This window comes from Streptomyces sp. NPDC091282 (genome assembly GCF_044757385.1).
Classification (GTDB): domain Bacteria; phylum Actinomycetota; class Actinomycetes; order Streptomycetales; family Streptomycetaceae; genus Streptomyces; species Streptomyces gramineus.
The window spans coordinates 1,309,243-1,331,455 of sequence record NZ_JBIVUX010000001.1 but is presented as its reverse complement, the minus strand read 5'-3'; the positions used below and the strand labels follow the sequence as shown (position 1 = coordinate 1,331,455).

20 protein-coding genes, 2 tRNA genes and 1 pseudogene are annotated in these 22,213 nt (G+C 72.9%); 7 read left to right on the top strand and 16 right to left on the bottom strand.

The features are described 5' to 3' along the window. Window positions 1-20 precede the first annotated feature (20 nt). Together ACIQOE_RS06075 and ACIQOE_RS06070 are read left to right on the top strand one after the other, a co-directional pair. Window positions 21-536, top strand: coding sequence for a DUF3592 domain-containing protein (locus tag ACIQOE_RS06075; protein ID WP_401409871.1), 516 nt, complete (start codon window positions 21-23; stop codon window positions 534-536). Between the two features lie 31 nt (window positions 537-567). Next, window positions 568-2,225 (top strand): annotated as a pseudogene (locus ACIQOE_RS06070) (AMP-binding protein). On the opposite strand, the gene ACIQOE_RS06065 reads toward ACIQOE_RS06070, so the two are convergent. The 6 genes from ACIQOE_RS06065 to ehuB all read right to left on the bottom strand — a co-directional run bounded on the left by ACIQOE_RS06065 (window position 2,191) and on the right by ehuB (window position 6,452). Further along, window positions 2,191-2,264: transfer RNA gene (locus tag ACIQOE_RS06065), tRNA-Lys, on the bottom strand. The pseudogene ACIQOE_RS06070 and the gene ACIQOE_RS06065 sit on opposite strands and share 35 nt — an antisense overlap. Before the next feature lie 98 nt (window positions 2,265-2,362). Further along, window positions 2,363-3,121, bottom strand: a complete 759-nt coding sequence (locus ACIQOE_RS06060) for an IclR family transcriptional regulator C-terminal domain-containing protein (protein WP_365565449.1) — start codon at window positions 3,119-3,121, stop codon at window positions 2,363-2,365. A 269-nt stretch (window positions 3,122-3,390) separates the two neighbouring features. Next, window positions 3,391-4,173 carry an ectoine/hydroxyectoine ABC transporter ATP-binding protein EhuA gene (gene ehuA, locus ACIQOE_RS06055; protein ID WP_351936411.1) on the bottom strand — a complete coding sequence of 261 codons (783 nt, stop codon included), beginning with the start codon at window positions 4,171-4,173 and terminating at the stop codon, window positions 3,391-3,393. Beyond that, window positions 4,163-4,813: an ectoine/hydroxyectoine ABC transporter permease subunit EhuD gene (ehuD, locus tag ACIQOE_RS06050; RefSeq protein WP_351323032.1), complete on the bottom strand. Its 651-nt coding sequence runs from the start codon at window positions 4,811-4,813 to the stop codon at window positions 4,163-4,165. The genes ehuA and ehuD overlap by 11 nt, the downstream gene beginning before the upstream one ends. Continuing rightward, complete coding sequence (ehuC, locus tag ACIQOE_RS06045; protein WP_365572038.1) at window positions 4,810-5,526, bottom strand: ectoine/hydroxyectoine ABC transporter permease subunit EhuC; 717 nt, start codon at window positions 5,524-5,526, stop codon at window positions 4,810-4,812. The genes ehuD and ehuC overlap by 4 nt, the downstream gene beginning before the upstream one ends. Beyond that, entirely contained in the window at window positions 5,523-6,452 is a 930-nt protein-coding gene (ehuB, locus tag ACIQOE_RS06040) for an ectoine/hydroxyectoine ABC transporter substrate-binding protein EhuB (RefSeq protein WP_399008034.1), read from the bottom strand. Before ehuB ends, ehuC begins: the two co-directional genes overlap by 4 nt. Window positions 6,453-6,499: 47 nt before the next feature. On the opposite strand from ehuB, the gene ACIQOE_RS06035 reads away from it, so the two are divergent. Further along, the gene (locus ACIQOE_RS06035) at window positions 6,500-6,994 is read left to right on the top strand and encodes a DUF3830 family protein (protein ID WP_365565455.1); all 495 of its coding nucleotides are present in this window, start codon (window positions 6,500-6,502) and stop codon (window positions 6,992-6,994) included. Window positions 6,995-7,034: 40 nt separating this feature from the next. Here ACIQOE_RS06035 and ACIQOE_RS06030 read toward each other — a convergent pair whose 3' ends face one another. Next, complete coding sequence (locus tag ACIQOE_RS06030) at window positions 7,035-8,450, bottom strand: amidase (protein WP_401409867.1); 1,416 nt, start codon at window positions 8,448-8,450, stop codon at window positions 7,035-7,037. 11 nt (window positions 8,451-8,461) lie between these two features. Beyond that, window positions 8,462-9,415, bottom strand: coding sequence for a D-2-hydroxyacid dehydrogenase (locus tag ACIQOE_RS06025; protein ID WP_351323037.1), 954 nt, complete (start codon window positions 9,413-9,415; stop codon window positions 8,462-8,464). 158 nt (window positions 9,416-9,573) lie between these two features. Here ACIQOE_RS06025 and ACIQOE_RS06020 point away from each other — a divergent pair, with 158 nt between their 5' ends. From ACIQOE_RS06020 to ACIQOE_RS06010, 3 genes are all read left to right on the top strand, one after another. Further along, the gene (locus ACIQOE_RS06020) at window positions 9,574-10,371 is read left to right on the top strand and encodes an aspartate/glutamate racemase family protein (RefSeq protein ID WP_351323038.1); all 798 of its coding nucleotides are present in this window, start codon (window positions 9,574-9,576) and stop codon (window positions 10,369-10,371) included. Next, complete coding sequence (locus ACIQOE_RS06015; RefSeq protein WP_351323039.1) at window positions 10,368-11,099, top strand: aspartate/glutamate racemase family protein; 732 nt, start codon at window positions 10,368-10,370, stop codon at window positions 11,097-11,099. Before ACIQOE_RS06020 ends, ACIQOE_RS06015 begins: the two co-directional genes overlap by 4 nt. Window positions 11,100-11,206: 107 nt before the next feature. Further along, complete coding sequence (locus tag ACIQOE_RS06010) at window positions 11,207-12,304, top strand: LLM class flavin-dependent oxidoreductase (protein ID WP_401409862.1); 1,098 nt, start codon at window positions 11,207-11,209, stop codon at window positions 12,302-12,304. Here the strand turns inward: ACIQOE_RS06010 and ACIQOE_RS06005 are convergent. Then, window positions 12,274-14,181 carry an EAL domain-containing protein gene (locus ACIQOE_RS06005; protein ID WP_365565461.1) on the bottom strand — a complete coding sequence of 636 codons (1,908 nt, stop codon included), beginning with the start codon at window positions 14,179-14,181 and terminating at the stop codon, window positions 12,274-12,276. The genes ACIQOE_RS06010 and ACIQOE_RS06005 overlap by 31 nt on opposite strands. 350 nt (window positions 14,182-14,531) lie before the next feature. Here ACIQOE_RS06005 and ACIQOE_RS06000 point away from each other — a divergent pair, with 350 nt between their 5' ends. Further along, on the top strand, window positions 14,532-15,746 hold the full coding sequence (locus tag ACIQOE_RS06000; RefSeq protein WP_365565484.1) for a M6 family metalloprotease domain-containing protein: 1,215 nt from the start codon (window positions 14,532-14,534) through the stop codon (window positions 15,744-15,746). A gap of 78 nt (window positions 15,747-15,824) precedes the next feature. Here ACIQOE_RS06000 and ACIQOE_RS05995 read toward each other — a convergent pair. The 7 genes from ACIQOE_RS05995 to ACIQOE_RS05965 all read right to left on the bottom strand — a co-directional run bounded on the left by ACIQOE_RS05995 (window position 15,825) and on the right by ACIQOE_RS05965 (window position 22,193). Further along, window positions 15,825-15,898 (bottom strand) — tRNA-Lys (locus ACIQOE_RS05995). Further along, a complete protein-coding gene (locus tag ACIQOE_RS05990; RefSeq protein WP_401409860.1) occupies window positions 15,889-16,491 on the bottom strand; it encodes a bifunctional DNA primase/polymerase in 603 nt (200 codons plus the stop codon). The genes ACIQOE_RS05995 and ACIQOE_RS05990 overlap by 10 nt, the downstream gene beginning before the upstream one ends. A 116-nt stretch (window positions 16,492-16,607) precedes the next feature. Continuing rightward, window positions 16,608-16,973 carry a hypothetical protein gene (locus tag ACIQOE_RS05985; RefSeq protein ID WP_351323043.1) on the bottom strand — a complete coding sequence of 122 codons (366 nt, stop codon included), beginning with the start codon at window positions 16,971-16,973 and terminating at the stop codon, window positions 16,608-16,610. A gap of 271 nt (window positions 16,974-17,244) precedes the next feature. Next, window positions 17,245-18,585 (bottom strand): AAA domain-containing protein, encoded by a 1,341-nt coding sequence (locus tag ACIQOE_RS05980; protein WP_351323044.1) that lies wholly within the window; start codon window positions 18,583-18,585, stop codon window positions 17,245-17,247. Further along, on the bottom strand, window positions 18,582-20,171 hold the full coding sequence (locus ACIQOE_RS05975; RefSeq protein ID WP_401409857.1) for a hypothetical protein: 1,590 nt from the start codon (window positions 20,169-20,171) through the stop codon (window positions 18,582-18,584). The genes ACIQOE_RS05980 and ACIQOE_RS05975 overlap by 4 nt, the downstream gene beginning before the upstream one ends. After that, on the bottom strand, window positions 20,162-21,343 hold the full coding sequence (locus ACIQOE_RS05970; protein WP_401409855.1) for a hypothetical protein: 1,182 nt from the start codon (window positions 21,341-21,343) through the stop codon (window positions 20,162-20,164). The genes ACIQOE_RS05975 and ACIQOE_RS05970 overlap by 10 nt, the downstream gene beginning before the upstream one ends. Beyond that, on the bottom strand, window positions 21,240-22,193 hold the full coding sequence (locus ACIQOE_RS05965) for a phosphatase PAP2 family protein (protein ID WP_351323046.1): 954 nt from the start codon (window positions 22,191-22,193) through the stop codon (window positions 21,240-21,242). The genes ACIQOE_RS05970 and ACIQOE_RS05965 overlap by 104 nt, the downstream gene beginning before the upstream one ends. Between the last annotated feature and the right edge of the window lie 20 nt (window positions 22,194-22,213).

Below are 22,213 nucleotides of genomic sequence, written 5' to 3'. Positions count from 1 at the left end.
TTCGGAACCGGGGGGTTGCCATGGGCCTGCTGGAGGCGTTCTTCTACGTCATTCCCGGCCTCTTCGTCGTCGGCGGAGTGTACGGGGTGATCAGGACACTGAAGCGTTCGCGTCGGATCAGCCGGACCTGGCGGCACGGCCGTACGGCCGAGGCGCGCTGCCTGCGCGTGTACACGACCACCAGTGGCGGCGGCGAGGACAGCGCCGTGCGGACCACGCTCCACCAGGTCCTGGAGTTCACCACGGCCGAGGGGCGCACCGTCCGCATCGACGAGACGGACGGCCCGTCGACCGTCGTCGAGGGCGACTTCGTGACCGTGTACTACCTGCCCGAGAGCCCGGAGCTGGCGACGGGGCAGCCGCCCGCGCAGCGCAAGCTGGCCGTGGGCACCGGCTGCCTGGTGCTGTTCCTCCTGGTGTTCGTCGGGTTCGCGGTCGCGTTCATGATCGGGGTGCACTGGGGCTTCTCGGAGACGGGGACGGACACCGGCCCGGACGACTGGCCGTGCGCGTCGTACCAGACCGCGGGCTGTTGAACTGACGGAGCATCAGTTACGCTGCCGCGTCATGGCCTTCGAAGGGCGCACGATCGCTGAGGCGGTGGCCGCGCGGTGGGGTGACCACCGGCCGGGTCTGTGGTTCGAGGAGCAGGTGCTGACGCACCACGAGGTGGCCGCGGGCGCCGCCGCCCGCGCCGCCCTGCTGCGGGACCTGCTGCCCGCCGGTGCCGTGCCGCACGTCGGCGTGCTGCTGGACAACACACCGGAGTTCCCGCTCTGGCTGTCCGCCGCGGCGCTCGCCGGAGCGGCCGTCGCCGGCATCAACCCGACCCGGCGCGGCGCCGAACTCGCGCGGGACATACGGCACACCGAGTGCCCGGTGCTCGTCACCGAGCGGGCCCACCTCCCGCTGCTCGACGGCCTCGACCTGCCCGGCGTGCGCCTCCTGGTCACCGACGACCCGGCGTACGGCACGCTGCTCGCGCCCCATCTCGGCGCCTTCCCGGACGCCTCGCGGGCCGCGCCCGGCGACCGGATCATGCTCTGCTTCACCTCCGGCTCCACCGGCGCCCCCAAGGCCGCCCTCTGCTCCCAGGGCAGGCTCGCGGCGGCCGGCCGGTCGCTCGCCGGACAGTTCGGCGTCGGGCCCGACGACGTGCACTACGTCTGCATGCCGATGTTCCACGGCAACGCCGTGATCGCCGACTGGGCGCCGGCGCTGACGGCGGGCGCCGGGGTGGCGTTGCGGCGGCGGTTCTCGGCGTCGGGTTTCCTGGCCGACGTACGGCGCTACCGGGCGACCTACTTCACCTACGTCGGCCGTGCGGTGCAGTACGTCCTCGCCACCGAGCGGCGCGCCGACGACCGGGACAATCCGCTGCGGCTCGGCTTCGGCACGGAGGCCGGTGCGGTGGACGCGGCCGCCTTCGAGGAACGGTTCGGGGTCCGGCTGGTCGAGGGGTACGGGTCCTCAGAGGGCGGGGCCGCGGTCCAGTGGACGCCGGGGACGCCCCGCGGGGCGGTGGGGCGCGCGGCACCCGGCCTGGCCGTGCTCGACCGGGAGACGGGGGCGGAGTGTCCGGCCGCGGCCTTCGACTCCGGAGGGCGGCTGCTCAACGGGGAGCGGGCGATAGGGGAGCTGGTGAACCGGGCGCCGAACCCGTTCGAGGGGTACTGGCGCAACCCGGAGGCGGAGGCCGAGCGGCGCCGGGGCGGGTGGTTCTGGACCGGTGACCTGTTCTACCGGGACGGCGACGGCTACCTGTACTTCGCGGGGCGCACCGACGACCGGATCCGGGTCGACGGGGAGAACCTGGCCGCCGCGATGATCGAGAACATCGTGGCGCGGTACGCGGGCGCGGACGCCGTCGCCGTGTACGGGGTGCCGGACCCGGTCACCGGCGACCAGGTGATGGCGACCCTGGCCGGACGGTTCGAGCCGCTGGACTTCGCCGAGTTCCTGCTGGCCCAGCCCGACCTGGGCACGAAGATGGCGCCCCGGTTCGTACGGGTGGTGGAGCGGATGCCGGTGACGGCGACCAACAAGATCCAGCGGGCCGCGCTGCGGCGGGAAGGGGTGCGGTGCGCCGACCCCGTGTGGTGGCGGCCGCCGGGGGAGCGGACCTACCGCAGACTGACCGCCGAGGACGCCGAAGGGCCCCTCGTCTCGACGAGGGGCCCTTCGGGGCAGTGCGCCGCCAGGGACTCGAACCCCGGACCCGCTGATTAAGAGTCAGCTGCTCTAACCAACTGAGCTAGCGGCGCATGACTCACGCCGGACCGTTCGATCGGTGTCTCGCGGTCGGCGACGAAGAAAATACTACCTGGTCCGCGGGGGTGCTTCCGACCAGCCTCGGCCGGTCTCAGATGGCCAGCGACAGCAGCACCGGGGCCGCGCCGCGGTTCAGGGCGTCGGCGGCCTGCCGCAGCCGGTGCGCGTGCTCGACCGGCAGGGACAGCGCCAGGCAGCCCACCGCGGAGCCGGCGGTGATCGGCACCGCCGCGCACACCGTGCCGATCGCGTACTCCTGGAGGTCCAGGACCGGCACGGTCGGCGGCTGCGCCGCCAGCCGGGACAGCAGCAGCTTGTCGCTGGTGATGGTGCGCGAGGTGAGGCGGGCCATCTTGTGCCGGGAGAGGTGGTCGCGGCGGCCGTCGTGGTCGAGCTGGGTGAGCAGGCTCTTGCCGATCGCGGTGGCGTGCGCGGAGGAGCGGAAGTCCACCCACTCGTTGACCGCGGGGGTGCCGGGGCCGGCCGCGTACGGGCCGATCCGCACCTCGCCGTCGACGTACCGGCTGAGGTAGACCGCCGCGCCGACCGAGTCGCGCAGCCGGTCCAGGGTCAGCTGGAGCCGCTCGCCGAGGGCGTGCTCCCGGTCGTGCGCGGAGCCGAGGCGGCGCAGGGTCTCGCCGGTGACCCAGGCGCCGTCCCCGGCCTGCTCGACGTAGCCCTCGCGGCGCAGCATGCGCAGCAGCGCGGTCAGCCGCTCGGGGCCGAGCCCGCTGCGGCGTGCCAGCTCGGTGTCGGTGACGCCGTCGGCGTGCCCCGCCACCGTCTCCAGGACCCGCAGTGCGTCCTGGGCGGAGTGGTACGGGGCGGTCGGCTCGTGCTTCAGCGCCACGGTGAATCCCCCTGCGCTCGCTCGGCGATGCTGCTCCGGCAGCACTGCTTGGGCCGTGATCCGGACAGCGGATCCTCTCCACGATAACGGCCACCGGCCCGAAACGGAGGGGGTGTTGGCGAGATTCCGGCCCTCCGAGCTGCGGCGAAGACCGTCCGGCATATGTCAGCGGAATGAGCCGACCGCCGGACCTCGGGTGATCGAGCGTTCACTTCCTGTAACCACGGCCCGGCGCCGGGAATCTTTTACGACGGTTCGTGGTGGCACGCTTACAGCACCGCGCTGAGGAACTCCCGGGTCCGCTCCTGCTCCGGGTCGCTGAAGATCTGCTCCGGCGGACCCGCCTCGATGATCCGGCCCGCGTCGAACATCAGGACCTGGTCGGAGATGTCCCGGGCGAAGTTCATCTCGTGGGTCACGCAGAGCATGGTGATGTCCGTGGTGCGGGCGATGTCCCTGAGCAGGTCCAGGACGCCCGCGACCAGCTCCGGGTCGAGCGCGGAGGTCACCTCGTCCAGGAGCAGCACCTTCGGCCGCATGGCCAGGGCGCGGGCGATCGCCACCCGCTGCTGCTGGCCGCCGGAGAGCCGGGTCGGCCGCTCGTCGGCCTTGTCGGCGAGGCCCACCAGGTCCAGCAGCTCCCGGGCGCGCGCCTCCGCCTCCTCCTTCGGCAGGCCGAGCACGGTCACCGGGGCCTCGGTGAGGTTGCGCAGCACGCTCATGTTCGGGAACAGGTTGAACTGCTGGAAGACCATCCCGATCTGCTTGCGGGCCTCCCGCAGCTCCTTCTCCGACGCCGGGAAGAGCCGCTGCCCGTCGACGGTGATGGTGCCCGAGTCCGGCTTGGTCAGCGTCATCAGCAGTCTGAGGATGGTGGTCTTGCCGGAGCCGGAGGGCCCGATCAGGGTGACGTGCCGGCCGGCCTGCACGCTGAGATCGAGGCCGTCCAGGACGGTGTTGTCCCCGAACCGCTTGGTGACCCCTTCGATGCGGATCAGCTCGCCGGAGGTCGTGTCGGGGGTGTTCGGCTGCTTGCTGGTCTCAACGGACAAGGCGACGCTCCAGGGTGCGCAGAAGAAGGGAGGCGAGGTAGGAGATGACGATGAAGGCCACGCCGATCACCGTCACCGGCTCGGTGAACTGGAAGTGCTGCTGGGAGAAGAGCCGCGCCTGCCCGAGCATCTCCAGGACCGTGATCGACATCAGGATCGGCGTGTCCTTCAGCATCGAGATCACGTAGTTGCCGAGCGGCGGCACGACCCGGCGCAGCGCCTGCGGCAGGATCACCACCGTCCAGGTCCGGCGCGCCGGCAGGTTCAGTGCCGTCGCCGCCTCCCACTGGCCGACGGGCACGGCCTCGATGCCGGCCCGGTAGACCTGCATGGTGTACGTCGAGTAGTGCAGGCCGATCGCGAAGACACCGGTGGTCAGCGCGGAGAACGTCAGGCCCCACTCGGGCAGCACGTAGAACAGGAAGAACAGCTGCACCAGCAGCGGGGTGTTGCGGACGAACTCGGTCACCACGCCCACCGGCCAGCGCACCCACCTCGTCGGCGCGCGCATCAGCAGCGTCCACACCAGCCCCAGCGAGAACGAGATCAGCGAGCCGAGCACCAGCGCCTGCAGGGTGACCAGCAGGCCGTCCCAGAAGTGCGGCATGAACTCGCTGACGGCACTCCAGTCCCACTTCACGCGACACCACCGACCCCGGTCGTCCGCGCGCGCTTTTCCTCGCGCGCGCTGCGTTCACTGCCCGGGTCCTTGCCGATCCCGGCCTTCAGGCGCTTCTCCAGGCCACGCATCAGCCGGGTGATGGCGAACGCGATCACGAAGTAGATCAGCAGCAGATACGTGTAGATGTGCGCGCTCTCCTGCAGCGCGAGGCGCACCAGGTTCCCGCTGAACGCCAGATCGCCCATGCCGGTGATCGACACCAGCGCGGTCCCCTTGAGGAGTTCGACCAGCAGGTTGCAGAAGGAGGGGATCATCTCCGGCACCGCCTGCGGCAGCAGGATCAGCCGCAGTCGCTGCCAGGGCGTGAAGCTGAGGGCGATCCCGCCCTCCTGCTGCGCCGGGTCGACCGCGTTCAGCGCGCCGCGCACGATCTCCGAGCCATAGGCGCCGTAGGTCAGTCCGAGCGCGAGGGTGCCCGCCCACAGCGGTACCAGCTGCCAGCCGAAGGCCACCGGCAGCACGAAGAACACCCAGAAGATCATCACGAGTGCCGAGGTGCCGCGGAACACCTCGGTGTAGAGGCCGGCGAGGAACCGCACGATCCAGAGCCGGCTGGTCCGTGCCACGCCCACCACGAAGGCCACGGCCGTCATCAGCAGCCCGCTGAGCACCAGGAGCTGGACGGTGGTCCAGACACCCTTGAGGACGAGGTCCCAGAGTCCCGAGGTCATCCGTTCTTCCCTCCCCCGCACAGCTGCTCGGCCGTCAGGTCGGTCATCTCGGCCTCGGTGAAGCCGAACGGCCTGAGGATCCGGAGGAGTTCGCCGCTCTTCTTGAGCTTGCGCAGTTCCACGTTGAAGGCGTCCCGCAGCTTCGTCTCGGCCGACCGGAACGCGAAGGCGCCGCCGTCGACGTGGGGTTTGCCGTCGACCAGCGGCGCGAAGGCCTTGGTGGCCTCGGCCTTGGCGGACTTCTTGACCACCTCGCGGGTGGTGAGCGCGGTTCCGGCGAAGACGTCCACGCGCCCGGCCTCCACCGCGTTCAGCCCGGCGACCTGGTCCGGCACGATCAGGATGTCGCTCTCCTTGTACCCGGCCTCGACCGCGTACTGGATCTCCGCGTACCCGGTGCCGGTGGCGAACTTCGCCTTCTTCGCGACGACGTCCTTGTAGTTGTGCAGACCCTTGGGGTTGCCCTTGCGCACGATGAACGAGTCGAGCATCTGGTAGTCGGGATCGGCGAAGATCACCTGCTCGCAGCGCTCGGGGTTCACGTACATCCCGGCTGCCACCACGTCGAACTGCTGCGAGTTCAGGCCCGGTATGAGCGAGCCGAACTCGGTCGGCACCGGCTGCACCCTGTCGACCCCGAGCCGCTTGAAGACCGCCTTCGCCAGCTCCGGTGCCTCACCGGTGAGTTCGCCGTTCCTGTCGATGAATCCGAAGGGGATCTCACCGGCTATGCCGAGCCGTACGACACCCTGGGCGCGCAGCCGCTCCAGCAGGTCACCGCCGCCGGAGCCGGTCGTGGCGGCCACCCGGGTGCAGCCGGCGGCGGCGAGTGCGCCGAGTGCGGCGGCACCCGCGAGCACTGCCCTCCTGGTTTGTCTGGATTCATACCCAGATGTGTCTGTATCGTTCGTAAGTGGTGGAGCCATGGCGGCGCGGCTACCCGAGGCCATTCGAGTTATGCATGATGGACGGCATGGCCGATCGATTCATCGAAGTCTCGCTGGTCACCCGCGGGGTCGGTGCCACGGCCCGGCTGCTGGACGACCGGGCCCCGGTGACCTGCGCCGCCGTCTGGGACGCGCTGCCGCTCGCCGGTGACGTGTACCACGCGAAGTACGCCCGCAACGAGATCTACGCCTTGTTCCCGCCATTCGCGGCGACCGAACCGCCCCTGGAGAACCCGACCGTCACCCCCGTCCCCGGCGACCTCTGCTACTTCTCCTTCGCCGGAGCGGAGTTGGGCACGAAGGCCTACGGCTACGACCGCGAGGTCCGCGCCGGATCCACCGTCGTCGACCTGGCCCTCTTCTACGAACGCAACAACCTGCTGCTCAACGGCGATGTGGGCTGGGTGCCCGGGATCGTGTGGGGCGAGGTGGTGACCGGACTGCCGGAACTCGCCGAGGCCTGCAACGACCTGTGGCGGACGGGAGCGGCGGGGGAGACCCTGGCCTTCCGCAGGGCGTGAGGCGCCCGGCGCCGGGCGCCGCCTGACACGCGCCGGTCCGTCAGGCCGCCACGGCGCGGTCCGGCGGTACCGAGGCCAGGCCCGCCTCGTACAGCGCGTGGGCCGCCCGCAGCACCAGATCGTCCCGGTGGCGGGCGGCCACCAGCTGCAGCCCCACCGGCAGCCCGTCCCCGTCCACGCCCACCGGGACGGTCGCGGCCGGCTGCTGGGTCAGGTTGAAGGGGTACGTGAACGGCGTCCACCCCGTCCAGCGCCGCAGCCCGGAGCCCTCCGGGACCTCCGCGCCCGCCTCGAACGCCGTGACCGGCAGCGTCGGCGTCACCAGCAGGTCGTACCGCTCGTGGAAGAGACCCATCCGGCGGCCCAGGTCCATCCGGGCGTCCACCGCCGCCAGATACTCCAGCGCGCTCAGCCGGGCCCCCTGCCCGCAGATCTCCCGCAGCCCAGGGTCCAGCAGCTTCCGCTGCTCCGGGGAGAGACGCTGGACCACCCGGGCCGCCCCGGCGAACCACAGGGCGTGGAAGGCCTCCACCGGATCGCTGAAGTCCGGGTCGGTCTCCTCGACGTACGCGCCCAGCCCGGCCAGCCCCGCCACCGCCCGCCGCACCGCCGCCGCGACCTGCGGACGGACCGCCACCTGACCGCCCAGCGCCGGCGAGAACGCCACCCGCAGTCCGCGCACGCCCCCGTCCAGCCCCGCCGCGAACGAACCCGGCGCCGGCGCCGACGCCGACCAGTCCCGGGCGTCCGGCGCGCCGATGACGTCCAGCAGCAGGGCCGCGTCGGCCGCGTCCCGGGTCATCGGCCCCACGTGCGACAGCGTGCCGAAGGCGCTCGCCGGGTAGAGCGGCACCCGGCCGTACGTCGGCTTCAGGGCGAAGATCCCGCAGAAGGCCGCCGGGATGCGCAGGCTGCCGCCGCCGTCCGTGCCCAGCGACAGCGGCCCGGCACCCAGGGCGACGGCCGCCGCGCTGCCCCCGCTCGAACCGCCTGCGGTGCGCGAGGGGTCGTACGGGTTGCGGGTGATCCCGGTCAGCGGGGAATCGGTCACGCCCTTCCAGCCGAACTCGGGCGTGGTCGTCTTGCCGACGAACACCGCGCCGTGCTCCCGGAGCCGGGCGACCGACGGCGCGTCCTCGTCCCAACTCCCCTCCGGGGAAATGGTCCTGGAGCCGCGCAAGGTCGGGTGGCCGCGCATCGGCAGGATGTCCTTGACCGTCACCGGGACCCCGTCGAGCAGGCCCTTCGGCTCGCCCCGCCGCCACCGCCGCTCCGACTCGGCCGCCTGGGCCAGCGCCTCCTCCTCGGTGAGCCGGACGAAGGCGTTGACCTCCGGCTGGATCCGGGCCGCCCGGTCCAGGGCCGCCCGCGCGGCCTCCTGCGGGCCGAACTCGCCGGTGCGGAAGCCGTCGAGGAGTTGCCGGGCGGTGAGGTCGGTGAGCTGCATGAGGGGCATCCTCCCGAGGGTCAGTGACCGGGCACGTAACCGCGCTTCTTGTCGACCACGTTCACCAGAGACCTGCCCGCCGCCCACCGCTCGTACAACTCCACGAACTGAACTCCCAGTTCGTCCCGCCAGCCGACCGTGTCCCCGCTCATGTGCGGCGAGACGAGGAGGCCGGGCACCCGCCACAACGGGCTGTCGGCGGGCAGCGGTTCGGTGGCGAAGACGTCCAGGGCCGCTGCGGCGATCCACCGCCGGGCCAGCGCCGTCACGAGCGCGTCCTCGTCGACCAGTTGGCCCCGGCCGACGTTGATGAAGGAGGCGGAGGGCTGCATCACGCCGAAGCGGTGCGCGTCGAACATGCGGTACGTCTGCTCGGTCAGCGGCGCGGCCGCGATCACCCAGTCCGCACGGGACATCAGCCGGTCCAGATCGCCGGGACCGTGGATGCCGGTGCGCGGGACGCGGCCCACCAGCGCGGTGGTGACACCGAGCGCCTTGAGGGTGCGGACGACGGCCCGGCCGATCGGCCCCGAGCCCACCACGCACGCGCGCGTGCCGGCCACCCGGCGCGCCTCGCGGTGCCGCCAGGTCCGCTCCCGCTGGTGGCCGAGGGTTCCCGGCAGGTCCTTGGCGAGCGCGAGGACCAGCGCGGCCACGTACTCGGCGATGGGCTGGTCGAAGATTCCGCGCGCGTTCGTCACGACCGTGTCGGACGCGGCGAGTTCGGGGCACATCAGGTGGTCGACGCCCGCGCTCGCCGTGTGCACCCAGCGCGGCCGCGGCCCCTCGCCCGGCCAGGCCTCGCGGACGGCGTGCGAGGTGAAGTCCCAGACGAGCAGGGCGTCGGCCGCGGGCAGCCGGGCCGCCAGGCCCGCCGCGTCCGTGTGCACGATCCGGGCGCGGCCGGTGAGCCTGCCGAGCCGCGGGGGCGGGTCGGCGTCGAGGACCAGCACGGTGGGGACGGGCGGCGTCATTCGGGGCGGTCTCCCGGCGTCCGGCAGCGTCTGACATGGGCGGATCGAGCGTCTGAGATGTGCGGATTGACCACGCTCGCACCCGAACCTACCTTCGTCAACACGGGCGTGACCATCGACCGTTGCCCCTCGACTTCCAGTGAGGCCGGTGACTTCCCATGGACGTCTCCTTTCTGGGCGGACCCCGTCCCCAGCGCGGTGTCGGCGTCGTGGCGCCGTTCGACTTCGCGCTCGACCGTGAGCTGTGGCGCTGGGTGCCCGACGACGTCTCCCTGCACCTGACCCGGACGCCGTTCGTACCGGTCGAGGTCGGCCTCGACCTGGCCCGGCTGGTCAGCGAGCACGAGACGCTCGGCGAGGCGGTGCGCGCGCTGACCGCCGTCGCCCCCGAGGTGGTCGCCTACGCCTGCACCTCCGGCAGCTTCGTCGGCGGGATCGCCGGGGAGCGCGCGATGTGCGAGGCGATGACCCGCTCCGGCGCCGTGCCCGCGCTCACCACCTCCGGCGCGCTGCTGGACGCGCTGACCGAGCTGGGCGTACGACGGCTCGCACTGGTCACGCCGTACACCGTGTCGGTCACGCGGGTCCTGGAGGAGTACGTCTCCGAGGCGGGCGTCCAGGTCGCCGGCTGCGCGTTCATGGGGCTGACCCGGCACATCTGGCGGGTGCCGTACCGGGACGTGGTCGCCATGGCCCGGCGCGCGGTGCGACCCGGAGCCGCCGACGCCCTGTTCATCTCCTGCACCAACCTGCCCACCTACGACGTCATCCCCCAGCTGGAGGCCGAGCTGCGGCTGCCCGTCCTGTCGGCCAACCAGGTCACGATGTGGGCGGCGCTGCGCAGGCTGGGTACCCGAGCCGTTGGGCCCTATCAGACGCTGATCCGTCATCCCGACGGATCCGCGCCGCGGGAGTGGCCCGTACTGCCGGAAGAACAGCAGGAAGGGTGGACATGACAGCGCTCGGAATCCTCTATCCGGGACACTCCGCGGAGGACGACTATCCGCGCATCGAGCAGCTCCTCGGCAGCGACATCCGGCTGGACGTCGTCCACACCGACATCGGCGAGGACGCGCACCGGGAGGACGCGCTGCGGGAGATGGGATCGGCGATCCGGCTGGCGGCCGGGGTGGACGAACTGCGGCTCGCGGGCGCCGACGCGGTGCTGTGGGCGTGCACCAGCGGCAGCTTCGTGTACGGATGGGAGGGCGCCCACCAGCAGATCCGCGACCTCGCCCGGACGGCCGGGCTGCCGGCGTCGTCCACGTCCTTCGCGTTCGTGCACGCGGCACGGGAGCTCGGGGTGCGGCGGGTGGCGGTCGGCGCGACCTACCCGGAGGACGTGACCCGGCTCTTCGCGGACTTCCTGCGGGCCGGCGGCCTGGAGGTCACCGCGGTCCGCTCGTCGGGGATCGTCACCGCCGCGGAGGTGGGCACGTGGGGCGAGGAGGACGTGCTCACCCTGGCCAGGACCGCCGACGACACCGGCGCCGAGGCCGTCCTCCTCCCGGACACCGCCCTGCACACGGCGGCCCACCTGCCGCTCCTGGAGAAGACGCTGTCCAAGCCGGTGCTCACGGCGAACCAGGTGACCGTCTGGGAGGGCCTGCGGCTGGCCGACCGCCGGGTGAACGAACCGGCGCTCGGCGCCCTCTTCACCCGCCAGCCGATCGTCCAGGCCTGACCGGCCCGCGGGGTGCGCCCGGTCCCGTCCGCGGGACCGGGAATAACCGGAGCCATCCTCCTGTTATGGCCCTCCGTACAGATCGGTCGTAACAGGAGGCTCTCACCGTGTCGGCAGACGAGATCCGGGGCACCACGCACGGGACGGCCCCCGTCCCCCTCTCCGTACTGGACCTGGTGACCGTCGGCACCGGCAGTACCGCCACCGACGCGCTGCGCACCGGCGTACGGCTGGCGCGGCTCGCCGAGGCGCGCGGCTTCCACCGGTACTGGGTCGCCGAGCACCACTCCATGCCCGGGGTGGCCTCCTCCTCGCCCGCCGTGATCCTCGCCCACCTCGCCGCGCACACGGAACGCATCCGGCTGGGCTCGGGCGGTGTCATGCTGCCCAACCACGCGCCGCTCGTCATCGCCGAGCAGTTCGGCACGCTGGAGGCGATGGCCCCGGGCCGCGTCGACCTCGGCCTCGGCCGGGCGCCGGGCACGGACGGGGCGACCGCGGCCGCGCTGCGCCGCACCCCGACCCTCAACGAGGGCGCCGACGACTTCCCGCAGCAGCTCGCCGAACTCACCCGCTTCCTCGACGACGACTTCCCCGACGGCCACCCCTACCGCCGGATCCACGCCATCCCCGGGCCCGTGCAGAGCACCAGCCCCGGCGGCGTGCAGTCCCCGCACCGGCCGGTCGTCTGGCTGCTCGGCTCCTCCGGCTTCAGCGCCCGGCTCGCCGGCATGCTCGGACTGCCGTTCGCCTTCGCGCACCACTTCTCCGCGCAGAACACCGTCCCGGCCCTGGACCTGTACCGCGAGTCCTTCCGGCCGTCCGCCGTCCTCGACGAGCCCTACGCCCTGATCGGCGTCTCCGCGCTCGCCGTGGACGAGGAGCGCGAGGCCCGGCGCCAGGTGCGGGCCGGCGCGGTGAACATGCTGCGGCTGCGCACCGGACGCCCCGGTCTGTTCCCGGACCCGGACGACGTCGAGAACCACACGTTCTCCCCGATGGAGGAGGAGTTCGTGCAGTCCTGGACCGCCAACATCGTGCACGGCACGGCCGACGAGGTGCGCGCGGGTCTCGACGACCTGCACAAGCGCACCGGCGCCGACGAGCTGATGCTCACCACGCACGCCCACCGCGGCGAGCTGCGGCTGCGCTCCTACGAACTGATCGCCGACGCCTACGGCTTGCCGGCCGGGGTCTCCGCGTAGGTCCGGCCGTCCAGCAGTTCGGAGATGCGGTCCGGTGCCACCGGCCGGGAGTACAGCCACCCCTGGCCGGTGTCGCAGCCGATGTGCCGCAGCCGGGAGGCCTGCGCCGAGGTCTCCACGCACTCGGCGGTGACGGTGAGGCCGAGCCGGTGGGCCAGCTGGATCATCGCCTCCACCACGACCTCGTCGGCGGGGTTCGGACGGTCGCCCGGGTCGTCGTACTGGAAGCCCCGGACGAAGGAGCCGTCGAGCTTGAGGACCGACACCGGCAGCCGGCTGAGGTAGGCGAGGTTGGAGTAGCCGGTGCCGAAGTCGTCGATGGCGATGCGGACGCCCATGTCGCTGAGGGCCTGGAGGGCCTGCAGCGGCCGGCCGGCCGAGCCCATCACCGCCGACTCCGTCAGCTCCAGCTGGAGCAGGTGCGGCGCCAGGCCGGTCTCGGCGAGGGTCTCCGCCACGTCGGCGACCAGGTCGGAGTCCCAGACCTGGCGCACGGCCACGTTGACGCTCACGAAGATCGGCGGTTCGCCGGGGTGGTCCAGCTGCCAGCGGCGGGCCTGGCGGCAGGCGGTGGTCAGGGCCCAGCGGCCGAGCGGGACGATCGAGCCGTCCTCCTCCGCCAGTCCGATGAACCGATTCGGCGTCAGCGTGCCGAACTGCGGGTGGTTCCACCGGACCAGCGCCTCGACCCCGCTCAGCCGTCCGTCCTCCATGCCCACCAGCGGCTGGTACTCGAGCACGAACTCGCCGCGCTCGATCGCCGGGCGCAGGGTGGAGGACAGGGCCTGCCGGGTGACCAGGTGGGCGTTGCGCTCCGGATCGAAGAGCGTCCAGCGTGACTTGCCGTCGGCCTTCGCCCAGTAGAGGGTCGTGTCGGCGGCCTGCATCAGGCCGGTGGCCGTGGTCCCGGCCGCGTGGCGCTCCACGACCCCGATGGAGGCCGACAGGGAGAGCCGCTGGCCGGCCAGGTCGAACGGCGCCTGCAGGGCCGCCAGCGCCGACTCGGCCAGATCGGCCAGCTGCTCGGTGCCCGTCGAGTCCTCGACCAGCAGGGCGAACTCGTCGCCGCCGAGCCGGGCCACCAGCGGCACCCCGGTCCGTGCGAAGCCCGCGTCGTCGGCGATCCGGGTCAGCCGTTCGGCGACGGCGGCCAGCAGCCGGTCGCCCACCCGGTGGCCGAGGGTGTCGTTGACCGCCTTGAAACCGTCAAGGTCCAGATAGCACAGGCCGATTCGGCCGGTACCGCTCTGTTCGTAGGACTCCGTCTCCAGCGCGGCCGAGAGCCGTTCGAAGAAGAGCGTCCGGTTGGGCAGCCGGGTCACCGGGTCGTGCATCTGCAAGTGCCGCAGCCGGGCCTGGAGTTCACGGCGGGCACTGATGTCGGAGACCGACAGCAGCACGCCCGGGGTGTCCTTCGCCAGCGGGGAGACGGTGACCTGGACCCAGAGCGAGTGCCCGTCGGGGTGCTTGATGCGCCGGGCGCAGCGCAGCCGGGCCTGGCGGCCGCGCAGGACCTCGCGGTAGGCGTGCCAGGTGCGGGCGTCGGAGGCCAGGTCCAGGAGATCGGCGGCGATCCGCCCGGTCAGACCGGCCGGGTCGGCGCCGATCAGCGAGCCGAACGCCGCGTTGGCGGTGCTGACCAGGCCGTCGCGGCCGACGACGGCCATGGGCAGCGCGGCGGACGTGAAGACGTGCTCGTACGTCTTCGGATCCGGCGTCCCGTCGGTCGTCGCTGGCGTCGTGGTGATCTCTGTTGTCTCGTCTGGCTTCGGGTCGGTCGCCTCGTCGTACGACTTCCGACAGATGTTGTCACTGTCTGTGACGGCGGACCGGTCGAGGTCTGCCGCGGGCGTCGGCCCTTCGGACGTTCCGCTCACCGCTCGCTCCCGCAGTGCACTCGATCTCTGTCCGTGCAGGAAAGTGTGCCGATCATAGAGGCTGGCCCGAGGGCCTTCCAGCCACAGTCCAGTGTCCACGATGAAGCACCGGTTCTGACAGATCGTTTCTGCCCGCACCTGGACGGGTTCTTGAGTCGTCTGGTCACTTGTGACGTTCCGTGAGTTTCCCGGGGTGTCGGCCGTTCGGGTTCCTCACCCTTCTGGGGCAGATAAACAGGTCATAAGATGACAAATGCACACAGGCTGGGTGGCGGTGTCCCGCGAACCGCCCCGGAGGTCCTTCCGTGCCGCGTCTCCTGCTGCGCAGCACCGCCGCCGTGTTCACCACGATGTCGGCGCTCGTCGCAACGACCATCCTCACCGGACCGTCGGCCGCCGAGCCGTTCTCCACGGCTCCCTGTGCCCTGCACCGGACCGACGCCCATCACTCCGAGGGCGTCGACACCTGGAACGCGGACTACACCCGCCCCACCCGGCCGCTCTCCGCCGTGATGGTCTTCCTCTCCTTCCCGGACGGGGTCCCGCGCACCACCCCCGCCGAGCTGGCCGCCGATCACTTCCCGGCGACCAGCCGCTACTTCGAGCAGGCCTCCTACGGGAAGTTCACCATCCGGCCGCACCCGCTGACGCACTGGCTGCGGATGCCCCGGCCCTCGGTCGCCTACGGCATGAAGCGCGACTGGAGCCTCGCGCTGCGGGCCGCCTACCTGCGGGACGCGTTCGCCGCGGCCGATCCCGAGGTCGACTTCTCGCACTACGACGTCGTGTACTTCGTCGCCGACCCGGACGCGCCGGGCGTCGACTCCGACGCCACGAAGGTCGTCAACATGGACGCCCCGGTGCACGTCGACGGCACGGACGTACGCCGGGTCGTCACCGTCTTCGAGAAGCATCCGCCGGACCGGCTGGTTCTCGCCCATGAGACCGGGCACGTCTTCGACCTCCCGGACCTCTACCACCGCCCGGTGGACGGCAAGGGCGACTGGGACACCTATGTGGGTGACTGGGATCTGATGGGCAGCCAGTTCGGGCTGTCCCCGGACCTCTTCGCCTGGCACAAGTGGAAGCTGGGCTGGCTGGATCCGCGCCAGGTGGTGTGCGTACGGGGGACCGGCGCGAGCCGGCTGACCCTGGAGACGCTGTCCGCCGGGCCGGGGGCGGCGGACAGCGGCGCCGCGGGCGCGCCCGCCTTCGGGCTCGGCGGCGGCACCAAGCTGGCGGTGGTGCGCACCGGGCCCGACACCGTGCTGGCCTTCGAGGCGCGCGGCACGTCCGGCAACGACAGCGCGGGCTGCCGGGAGGGCGTCCTCGTCTACCGGGTCCGCGACGAGACGGCCTCCGGCGGTGGCCCGATCGAGGTGATCGACGCCCATCCGCGCACCGAGGCCTGCTGGGAGAACTCCGTCTACCCGCCGCTGGCCGACGCCCCGGTCGCCCTCGGCGAGAGCTTCACGGTCCCGGGGGACGGCGTGAAGGTCGAGGTGGAGGGGCGGACGGCGTCCGGCGCGTGGAACGTGAAGATCACGCCGGGAGAGCTGGGCTGATCCCCGGGCGCCGGGGGACGGGGGCCGCACGCGCGAGAGGCCAAGCTCACAGGAGCTTGGCCTCTCGTCTTCTTCGCGTGCGCCGCCAGGGACTCGAACCCCGGACCCGCTGATTAAGAGTCAGCTGCTCTAACCAACTGAGCTAGCGGCGCCTGCTGACGTCGTAGACCTTAGCATCCTGATCGGCGGGAGGAAAAATCGATATCCGCACGGCCGAGCGGGCCGCCCGTACCGCGGCCCAGAGGAGAATCTCCGGCCCGGGAAGCCAGGGGTGCCGGGTGTCCGGGGCGACCAGCCAGCGCGTGTCGGCCGGGGACGGGCCGCCGCGCAGGGCCGGCACGGTCACCGCGTCGCCGGTGCCGTGGCACAGCAGCGGCGGGACGGCCTGGCCGCGGCCGCCCCACTCCTCCCAGTCCAGCAGCGACGGCAGCCGGGCGGCGGTGCCGGGCGCGGCGAACAGGAGCATCCGGCCCCGGCGCACCGCGACCGGCCCGGAGCCCGGCCCCTCGTCCCACAGCCGGTCCAGCATGCGGCGGCCGAACACCGCCGGGGTGTTCACCACGTCGAACACCGCGCCGCAGGGCAGCACGACCGGGGCGTCCGGCCGCTCCTCCCAGAGGGCGAGCGTGCTCCGCGGATACGTTCCTGCCGAGGCGAGCCAGGCGGCTCCGTCGGAGGTGACCCCGGCGGCGTCGGAGTGGTCGCCGGGGGCCTGCGGGGGCGTCTCGTACGGTGTGCGGCTCATGAGGAATTGATACCGACCGTGAGCCGCCGCTCGCGGTGAGTTGTGGAAAACCGGGACGCCCGACGAGGGAGCGGGTATCTTGCCCGCCTGGCACCCGCCTGGCATATGCCGACGCTCTAGACGGGCTCCGCCGGTTCCGCGTCCTCGCTGCCCTTGAGCAGGTCCCGGCCGAACTCGACCATCTTCTTCGCGTAGTCCTCGGTCCACTCGGCCCGTGCGGCGATGTCGGCCGCGGTCAGCCGGTCGAAGCGGCGCGGGTCGGCGAGCTGCGCGGCGGCCATGGCCTGGAACTCCACCGCCCGGTCGGTGGCTCCCCGGAACGCCTGGGTCAGCTCGGTCGCACGCGCCAGCAGCGCCCCGGGGTCGTCCATCGACTCCAGGCCGAAGAAGTGCTCCGGGTCGGCGACCGCCGCCACCGGCTCGAAGAGCAGGTGCGCGGGGCGTAGCCGCGGTTCGTTCCGACGCGGCGTGGGCTCCGCCATGTCTGGTCCTCCTCGTACGGTTCGGTGCCTGCGGCTCGATGGCCACCGTCCATTCTCTCGCGCCCGCGCAAGCCCACCCCGAGGCCGCCGTCTCACTCTCCGCTCACGACCCCGGCGCCCGCCGGGTTCAGGGGCGCCAGGTGACGCGGTGTTCGGCGAGGTGGGCCAGTACCGCGTGGTTCGCCTCCCAGCCGTCCGGGCTGTGTTCTTCGGCCGCCTGCGGCGGCGTGCCGGACTCCGTCCGGCGGGTGGGGGTGGGCGCCCGCCGGGTTCAGGGGCGCCAGGTGACGCGGTGTTCGGCGAGGTGGGCCAGTACCGCGTGGTTCGCCTCCCAGCCGTCCGGGAACTTCACCAGCGTTCCCAGCTGGACGGGTTCGGTCGAGGGGTAGTCGTCCAGGAGGTCGGTCACGCCGGCGCGGCAGACCACGATGCAGGCCTGGCGGTGCCGGGAGGCCAGGACGCACAGGCGGCCGGTCTCCAGGTGGAAGGCGGTGGCGTCGGGGCGGCCGGACAGCGGGTGCAGGACGACCGTCACGTCGTACTCGCGGCCCTGGAGACGATTCGCCGTGTCCACGGTGACGTCCGTCACGCCCAGCTCGGCGAGGGCCGCGCGGACCGCCGACGCCTGGTCCCGGTGGGCCGTGCCGACCGCGATCCGCTCGGCGGTGAGCGGGGACGGATCGGGCGAGCGCTCGGACAGCGCCGCACCGCCCCGGTCCAGGAGCCGTCGTACCACCGCGGCCACCGCCCGGACCGCCTCCGGATCGGTGCGCGGGGTGTGCCGGGCGGGCAGCTCCAGCAGGCCCCAGCCGGACTCCGCCGCCTCGTCGATCACCCGGTCGGGTCCCGAGCCGTCGCCGGGCACGGCGAAGGACAGCCGCCGGTCGCCGTGGCCGGTGCCGCTGCGGAACGGGGTGTACGGGTAGAACGCGCCGGAGACCAGCGGCGCCGCGGACGCCGGGAGCCGCCAGGAGACGGGGAGGCGGTGCTGCGGCAGGTCCGGGTTGTGGGCGAGGAGGGTGGAGACCGCCGAGGCCGAGGGGTCGTACGACAGGCCCGCCCACTGCTCGCTGCCCACCGTCGCGAACGGGTCCAGCTGGCCCGGGTCGCCCACGAACAGCGCCCGCTCGAACAGCCCGGCCACGGCCAGCAGCGAGTCCGAACGCATCTGGTACGCCTCGTCGACGATCGCGTGCCGCCAGGGCTCGTCCACCGTGACGTGCGCCCACTTCGCCGCGGTGGACAGCACCACCGGCGCCTCGCGCAGGTCGGCCGCCTTCGCGGACTTGCGGACGTTGGGCAGGTCGTCCAGCGCCTTGTCGTACGGGTCGGCGTCGCTGCTGTGCAGCCGGCCGACGGGCAGCTCCGGGTTCTTCTCGGCGAGCCTGAGGACCAGGTCGTCGACCTGCGCGTTGGTCTGCGCGACCACCATCAGCGGGCGGCCCGCGGCGGCCAGCTCCAGGGCGGCGCGAACCACCAGCGTGGACTTGCCCGCACCGGGCGGGGAGTCCACCACCACACCGCGGTCGGTGCCGTGCAGGGTGTCGTGGAGGATCGCGTCGGTGGCGCGCCCGGCGGCGGCACCCGGGTCGAAGCCGGCGTCGACGGTCACAGCACGTCCTCCTCGGTCACCGTGTCGGCCCTCTCCGCCGCGGCCTCGCCGGGCGGCCCGCCGTGGGTCCACGGGGTCGCCTCCGGGTCGGGCAGCTTCGCCCCGCCGCGCTGCTCGTGTTCGAACAGGGTCCAGACGAGCCGGTCGCCCTTCTCCGGCACCGACCCCTCCTCCGGTTCCTTGCCCCGGCCCATCTTGTCCAGGACCCGGAGCACCAGGACCCCCTCCGCCTCGTACCCGGCGAACTCCATGGACTGCGGCCTGCCGTCCAGCGACCGGTACGCCTTGGCACGCTCCCCGAGGTGCGGCCGGTCCTCCGTGCGCACGGTCACCAGCGGGCGCGGGCTGGGCCGCTTGCCCTCGCTGTACGCCATGACGACGTCGAGGACCTCGCCCGCGAACGCCTCCCCGGACAGCCGCCGGCCCGCCATCACCAGCGGGTCGTCCAGCGCCTCCTGGGCGTCCAGACGGGCCTGCTCGCGCTCCCGGCCGGCCAGCTTGTTGGCGGCGGTGACCGCGTCGTCACGGCGGGGCTGCGGCGGCTCGCCGGCCAGCACCCGGTCCCGGTGGCCGGTGAACGACCAGCGGTCGCGGGTCCACCGCTCCTCGACCCGGGCACCCTCCGGCAGCCCGCGCAGCAGGTCCAGGCCCTGCCAGACCGCGTCCCAGGCGGGCCGGGTCCGGCTCGCGACCAGGTCGCGGATCTCCCGCTCGGCGGCGGTGAGGACCGCGAGCCGTGCGTCGGCCTGCAGGCCGTCCTCGGCGCCCGCCAGGGCGGTACGCGCGCGGTCGTACCGCTCGAAGGCGGGAGCCAGCAGCTTGTTGTCGAACGCCGGGTCGGTGGCCGGGCCGGCCGGCGGGCACAGCAGCTGCCCGTCGCCGTCCCGGGCGAGTTCGGCCACCCGTGCGGCCGCCGCGCCCGTGCTCCCCTCGGGAGGCGCGATCCAGGCCAGCAGCGCGCCCAGGTGCTGGTCCTCGACGCCGGACTGCCCGGTCGCCCAGTGCCGGGAGAGCAGGTCCGTCATGGCGAGCAGGAGCGAGGAGCCGGGGACGCGGGCGCGCTCGCCGAAGTGGGTCAGCCAGCGGCCGAGCAGCGGGACCCGCGGCGGGGCCGGGTAGGGCGTCTCCGGGTCCTGCTCCGCCGTACGACGGAACCGCATCGACCGCCCGAGCAGCCGTACGTAGTCGATGCCCGCGCGGCCCGGGACGATCAACTGCGGTGCGTCCGCGCACAGTTCCACCTCGACCTTGACCCGCTTTCCGGTCTCCGGGTCGGTCTCGGTGCGCTCGGCCGCCTCGACCGAGGCGGCGTAGGACTCCAGGTACGGCAGGACGACGTCGGCGAGTTCGGCGAGGAACGCGAACCGCAGGTCACGGTCGCGCGGCTGCGGTACGGCCAGCAGCCGCGGCGCGTCCCGGTCGGTGCCGACCAGGGCGCCGAGCGGCGCTCCCGCCTCACCCGAGGTGGTGAGCGGCACGAAGACGAGCGGGTGCGCGGACAGGTGCCGGTGGCGGACGGTCGCGGCGGGCCGTGCGGTGCCCGTGCTCACGGCTTCGAGCCGGGCGAGGGTGGTGATCAGGGACACACGGCCCCCTGGACGGCGAGCGCCTCGGCGCGCAGGGCCGCCGCCCGGCGCAGGGCCGCCACCGCCGGGTCGTCCGGGTCGCCGCTGTCGCCGCGCGCCGCGGACAGGACGTCGGCGACGGTGGCCAGTCCGCCCAGCTCGGCCCGGACCGCGCGGCCGAGCTGGGTGACCTCGTCGGCCGCGCGGGAACGCTGCCGGCAGTGGAAGGCCAGTTCGCAGGCGGACAGGCACTCGGGCGCGTAGGCCGCCGGGACCGCCTCGACGGCCTCGGCCAGCTGCTCCGCGGGCAGGCCGGGCGCGAAGCAGGTGCCCTCGGGGAGGGTGTCCGCGATGTCCTGGATGCGGGTGAGCCGGGCCAGCTGGCGGGCGGTGACCGCGCGCTGCTTGCGGACGTCCACGGCGGCCGCGGTGGGCAGGTTGGAGAAGTCCTTGGGGCAGACCAGCAGCACGTCGTGGCGCACGCGCGGCGCGGGGTCCAGGCGGGCCGCGACCTCTTCGAGGGCCAGCACGTACACCGCGGCCTGCCGGGCGGCCGCCCCGACCTTGGCCGGGTCCGCCGAACCGTCCAGCATCGGGAAGGACTTGATCTCGACGACCGTCCAGCTGCCGTCGGGGTGCACGACCACGGCGTCCGGCTCCAGGAACGCGGGCGAGCCGGCCACCGGGAGCGCGAGCATCGGATGGTCGAGGAGGACCCAGCCGCCCGCCTCGCCGGCCTCGCGCAGCGCCAGTGCCGTACGGGCCGTGCGTCCCTCGGGGCCGGTCGCGGACAGGTCGGGCACGGCGGCCCGGTCGGACGGCTCGGCGCCCGGGTCGAGATGCCGTCGCACCAGCCGCAGCAACTCCGCCCCGCCGTCCGCCTTCACGCGTGCCTCGAAGGCGTTGCCGCGGGTCAGCGCGAACTGGGACTGGCCGAAGGCCGACGGTGAGCCGAGCGCGCTCGCCAGCGCGGTCTTGTCCACCCCGGCGCCGTCCAGGATCGCCCGCCGTCTGCAGCCCGGGTTCGCGGCGAGCGCCGCGAGGGCGCGCGCGTCCAGGGCCTTGGCGGGGACGTCGGGGCCGCGCAGCTCAGCGAGCCGGTGCCGGAGCGCCGTCCCCCGCGTCGGTGGGGGAGACGTCCGGTTCGGCTCCGGAGGCGAGCCGGGGCTCGCGCTGCGATGGGATTCGCTCACCCGCCGAAGTCTGGCATCCGTCACTGACAATCGGGGAAACTGCGCCGTCCGAGCGGGCTGCGACCAGTGAGGTGCCGCGGGTCATCCGGATCCGGACGGCGTTCGCGGCCCGCATCACGTACGGGGCGAGCAGGTAGCCGACGCCCATCACGAACACGCCCGCCACCGCGTCCAGGAGGTAGTGGTTGGCGGTGCCCATGACCACGAGCGCGGTGAGCAGCGGGTAGGCGACGCCGAGCACCTTGGTCAGCCGGTTGCCGCCGTGCCGCCACAGCATGACCCCGCACCACAGGGCCCAGCCGCAGTGCAGGCTCGGCATCGCCGCGTACTGGTTGGTCATGCCGCCCAGACCGCGCGGGGCGCTGGCGTCGCCGCCCCACCAGCCGTACGAGCTGTACTGCGCCATCGTGTCGACGAAGCCGTACTTCGCCTCCAGCAGCCGGGGCGGGCAGGTGGGCAGCAGGGTGAAGCCGATCAGGCCGATGAAGGTGGACGTCATCAGCCAGGTGCGGGCCCGCCGGTAGACCTCGGCACGCCTGCGGAACAGGAAGACCAGGATCGCCGGGGTGACCACGTAGTGCAGCGAGGCGTACCAGAAGTCGGCGGGTATCCCGAGCCAGGGCTCGCGGGTGAACAGGCGGTTGAGCGGGTGCTCGGCGTTCAGACGCAGGGCCTTCTCGATGCGCAGCAGGGCCAGGCCGTGGTCGACGGCGGTCGAGGTGTCCCCGCGCGCGAGCAGCCGGCCGGCCGTGTAGCAGCCGTACACCAGCAGTATCAGCGGCAGCTCGGTCCACCAGCGCAGCCGGGTCGGCGCGATCACCTCGGTGCCCGGTTTCTCGGTCTGCGGCATCCGACTGCCTCCCCCTTCTC

Coding starts and splice junctions, on each gene's coding strand:
- ACIQOE_RS06075 (WP_401409871.1), top strand. CDS start 21: ATGGGCCTGCTGGAGGCGTTCTTCTACGTCATTCCCGGCCTCTTCGTC.
- ehuC (WP_365572038.1), bottom strand. CDS start 5,526: ATGACCTCGGGACTCTGGGACCTCGTCCTCAAGGGTGTCTGGACCACC.
- ehuB (WP_399008034.1), bottom strand. CDS start 6,452: ATGGCTCCACCACTTACGAACGATACAGACACATCTGGGTATGAATCC.
- ACIQOE_RS06035 (WP_365565455.1), top strand. CDS start 6,500: ATGGCCGATCGATTCATCGAAGTCTCGCTGGTCACCCGCGGGGTCGGT.
- ACIQOE_RS06030 (WP_401409867.1), bottom strand. CDS start 8,450: ATGCCCCTCATGCAGCTCACCGACCTCACCGCCCGGCAACTCCTCGAC.
- ACIQOE_RS06025 (WP_351323037.1), bottom strand. CDS start 9,415: ATGACGCCGCCCGTCCCCACCGTGCTGGTCCTCGACGCCGACCCGCCC.
- ACIQOE_RS06020 (WP_351323038.1), top strand. CDS start 9,574: ATGGACGTCTCCTTTCTGGGCGGACCCCGTCCCCAGCGCGGTGTCGGC.
- ACIQOE_RS06015 (WP_351323039.1), top strand. CDS start 10,368: ATGACAGCGCTCGGAATCCTCTATCCGGGACACTCCGCGGAGGACGAC.
- ACIQOE_RS06000 (WP_365565484.1), top strand. CDS start 14,532: ATGTCGGCGCTCGTCGCAACGACCATCCTCACCGGACCGTCGGCCGCC.
- ACIQOE_RS05990 (WP_401409860.1), bottom strand. CDS start 16,491: ATGAGCCGCACACCGTACGAGACGCCCCCGCAGGCCCCCGGCGACCAC.
- ACIQOE_RS05985 (WP_351323043.1), bottom strand. CDS start 16,973: ATGGCGGAGCCCACGCCGCGTCGGAACGAACCGCGGCTACGCCCCGCG.
- ACIQOE_RS05965 (WP_351323046.1), bottom strand. CDS start 22,193: ATGCCGCAGACCGAGAAACCGGGCACCGAGGTGATCGCGCCGACCCGG.